Raw genomic sequence first — 4,340 nt, 5'->3', positions numbered from 1 at the left:
ACAGGGAATTTTCATATGGAACTGCAGGAACTGATCCTCGCGCATCATCAGTTGAGGGGCTACCGCATTGGCGGCGAATACTGGATTTTTGCCCCTTATCATTATGAGCCTTCCTACTGGCTCATTCTCAAGCGCGAAGGGTTTTCCGGTGATCTGTTTCAGGCCAGTTCCGAGCTCAGCCTGCTGACCCGCTTCATGGGCCGCGATGAAATCCATGATATTTTCCAACTGGTCGGTGAAACCCCGCCGGACAGCTTTTTTGACGCCTGGGTGCAGGACGCTCTGGAAGACCTGATCCTGTCGGGCCAAATCAAAGTCTTTCAAGTGGATCGCGAGCTGGCGTTGCGCATGGGCAACTTTGACGATCCCATCTATTACAACCACCACGACAAAGCCACCACCGGTTCCCCCCAATCCTCCCTGCGTGACGATCTGGCCGAAGAGTTCGCCCTGGACATCCTGGCCCGCTGGGCCGGCAAGGACAAAGTCGACCGCCTGCACTGGAGCCGTTCCTTCATCAGCCGTGAGCTGGTGGAAGCCTATGATGTGGCAGCCGAAGCGGTGGACACCATCGCCGACCTGATCGTCGGACTCTGGGATATCCTGAAATTCACCATTGAAATCGCCGGGGACGGCCTCGTCCTGATGTTTGATGTCTCGGTGGTGGTGGCGCAGTTCCAGCAGAAACTGCTGTCCGGCGACATCGACGGTATCAAGCAGGATCTGAAGGCGCTGGGGATTGAAGTGGCGGATGCCATGGACAGCGCAGAAAAGCTGGTGGCCAAGGCCAAAGAGGGCTATGCCGTCTTTGAACAGTTGATTAAGGACCCCACCAGCCAACGCCTGATCATGGACTACCTGGAAAGCCTCTGGGAAACCATTCCGTATCGGGACTCCCGAACCATCGGGGTGCGCATTGTGGCGGAAGTGGGGGTGGAAGTCCTGCTGGCCATGGCCACCGGTGGGGCCGGGAACCTGGCCCGACGTGCCGCCCAGGCCGGGGCCAAAGGCGTCAAAGTCGCCCGGGCCAGCCGCATCGGTCCCTTTACCGCCAAAGCCATCGACATGATGGTGGATCTGGCCAGAGAGCTGAAGAACGCGCAGAAGGTGCACGTAACTCCCAACCAGAAATGGCTGAACGGTCAAACCGGCGTGGAAAGCCTGCCGCCGCAACGCCGGGTGGTCGAGCCGCCGCCCTCGTCGAAGAAAGTGGCGGAGCCGGAAACTCCGTCATCGCCGGCCCATCAGGAACCGGTCACGCCGGAGAATCAACCGGGCACCAACAAAAACGGTGACACCTGTGCGGCCGATGCCCGCACCTGTACCGGTGGTGAACCGATCAGTCTGGTCACCGGTGAGGAAATCCTGACCCTCACGGATTTCACCTTGAACGGCCCCTGTCCGCTCACCTGGGAACGGAAATATAAAAGCAGCCACCGGGACGATATCGGCCTGGGGCATGGCTGGACCCACTCGTTTGCCGAGAAGCTGGTCTACACCGATTCTGGAACTCTGGTCTATCACACCGCTGAGGCCCGTCTGGTCCAGTTTATCCTGCCGGAGCCGGGCACGTCGGTCACCCATCACAGTGAACAACTGACGCTGACCTGTCATGAACCGCACCACTTCAGCCTTCGTTCCAGTAGCGGTACCGGGGTGATCCGTTACTTCGGCCACCGGGAGGGACAGCAGGTCCATCTGTCGGCGGTACGCAACGCATTCGACAGCGGGGTCTCACTGAAATATGACGAGCAGCACCGGTTAACCGAGATTGTCGCCGATCACGGGGCCCGTTGGACCCTGTCATACCGAGGCGCGCATATCATCAAAGTGGACTGGCATTCTCCGGAAGGGGAAAGCCAGACCCAGGTGCGCTATCACTACGATGAGCAGAACGACCTGATTCAGGCCGGGGATGCCAACGACAAGGCCGAACACTATGCCTACCGGAATCACCAGATTGCCCGTCGTACCCTCAAAAGCGGCTACCGCTTCTACTTTACCTGGAGCGACAACACCCCCGCCGCCCGCTGTCTTCGAAACTGGGGCGACCATGTGCAGGGCGTGCCCACCTACGACTACACATTTGACTGGCAGCCGGATCAGCGTGAAGTGGCGGTCACGGATACCCGGGGCGGGGTGGAGCACTATCGTTTCAATGAGCTGGGGCTGCCGGTCTATCACCGCAATCAGGAAGGTGGTGAAACCCATTACGACTATGACGACCATGGCAACCTGACCACCACGACCAACGCTTTGGGGCAGGTGGAGAAACGCGCATACAACGATCAGCAACAGTTAACCCAAGTCATCGATACCGAAGGGAAAACGCTGACCCTGAAGCGCAATAGCGCCGGTCAGGTGGTCGAAGCCCTGGACACATTGGACCAGCCCTGGCGTCGAACCTATACGGAGCACGGGTTACTCAAAACCCAAACCAACCCGTTAGGGGAAACCGTCTCCTACGAATACAACGAGCTGGGCCTGCCGCTGACCATGACCAACCCGTTGGGGGACACCTGGCGCTATCTCTGGGATCACCAGGGACAGCTGACGGCGATCCGGAATCCACAAGGACAGCACGTTCGCTATCAATACACGCCTCAGGGGCAGGTGAAAAGTATCACCCTGCCGGATGGTGCCCGCACCGAGTACCATTATAATCCCGGTGGCCAGTGCATTCGCATCGACACCCCGGACGGGCAGCAGGAACACTTCCGCTATAACGGCCTGGGACTGATGACCGAGCATCAGAAGCCCGATGGCCGCATCACCCGCTATGCCTACAACGGCCTGTCCCAGGTGGTGAAACGCAAAGATTCGCTGGGACACGAGCTGCACTACCACTACGACGGTGAGCGTAACCTCGTCGGCCTGACCAATGAAAACGGGGACCACTACCAGCTCAAGTATGACCTCAATGAACGCCTGATCGAGGAGATCGGCTTCGATGGTCGTCAACAGCGTTATGAATACAATGCTCTGGGTCACCTGATCGCCAGTGAAGAGCATCGACCACGGTCATCAGGAAACCAACAGGAGCAAGGAGATACCGGCACCTGCCTGACCCGGATCCGCTATGTCAGGGACCCCCAGGGGCGCCTGCAGGAACAATGGCTGGACATCGAGCACGGCCAACCCACCAGTGAATGTCTCAAACGCTTTGCCTATGACAAAGCTGGACGTCTGATTGCGGCTGGAAATGCCCACAGTGCCCTGGAGTGGGAGTACGACAAAGCCGGGCGCATGACCCAGGTGGATCAGAACGGACAGGTGATCTGTCACGAGTACGACGCCCTGGGCCGCCGTATCCGCAGCACCCTGCCGGATGGGGAGCAACTGGACTATCAGTGGGACAGCGCCGGCCACACCCAGGCCATCCACTTCAACGGCCAGCAGATCGTCGGCTTCACCCGTGATGATCTGGGACGGGAGATCGAACGCCAACACGGCAATCAGCTGCTGACCCGCCAGCATTATGACCCCCAGGGCCGCCTGCTGGAACAGCGTCTGTTCAAGGCCAATACCGCTGACGCGATTAGCGCCAGGCAATACCACTACAACGCCGGCGGCCAACTGAGCCGGATCGACGACCAACGCCGGGGTACCACCGAGTATCACTACGATGCGGTGGACCGGCTGGTCCAGGTCCAGGGCCCACAACCGGAAACCTTCGTCCACGACCCGGCCGGCAACGTGCTGAGCAGTCAAGGCGAAGAAGCCAAACCGGGACAAGTGACCAACAATCGCCTCAACTTCCATGGCGACAGTCACTATACCTATGACGACCACGGCAATCGCACCCAGGCACGTCGCGGCAAAGACCAGAAACTGGTCACCGATTACACCTACAACGGCCTCAATCAACTGGTTGCCGTCAACCACCAGGGGAAAGTGACCGAATACCAGTACGACGCCCTGGGCCGCCGTATCGCCAAAATTGGCCAAGCGCAAAAGACCACCTTCCTGTGGAACGATGATGTCCTGCTGAGCGAAACGCACTACCAACAAGGGAAGCGGACAAAGCACAAGACCTACATCTTCGAACCGAACACCTTCAAACCGCTGTCCTTCGTCCAGGATGACGACATCTATTATTACCACCTCGACCACCTGGGCACGCCACAGGAAATCACCGGCCCACAAGGGGACATCGTCTGGTCCGCCCAATACCGCGCCTACGGCAACCTCGCACTGGCGGATGTGGAGCAGGTCGAGAACAACCTACGGTTCCAGGGTCAGTATTTTGACGAAGAATCCGGATTACACTACAACCGCTTCCGCTACTATGATCCGGGATGTGGGCGGTTTATTAACCAGGATCCGATTGGGCTTCTGGG

The 4,340-nt window shown here is 58.8% G+C and carries 1 protein-coding gene; it reads left to right on the top strand.

All coding sequences use genetic code 11. The annotated features are described in order from the left end of the window. Positions 1-15: 15 nt before the first annotated feature. Positions 16-4,340 (top strand): DUF6531 domain-containing protein (locus BTA51_RS28685; protein ID WP_141215701.1); only part of this gene is annotated, 4,325 nt, incomplete at its 3' end.

The organism is Hahella sp. CCB-MM4, from assembly GCF_002260525.1.
GTDB lineage: Bacteria > Pseudomonadota > Gammaproteobacteria > Pseudomonadales > Oleiphilaceae > Hahella.
Note: the sequence above shows the minus strand (reverse complement) of the source record. Positions and strands in the feature narration are given on the sequence as shown.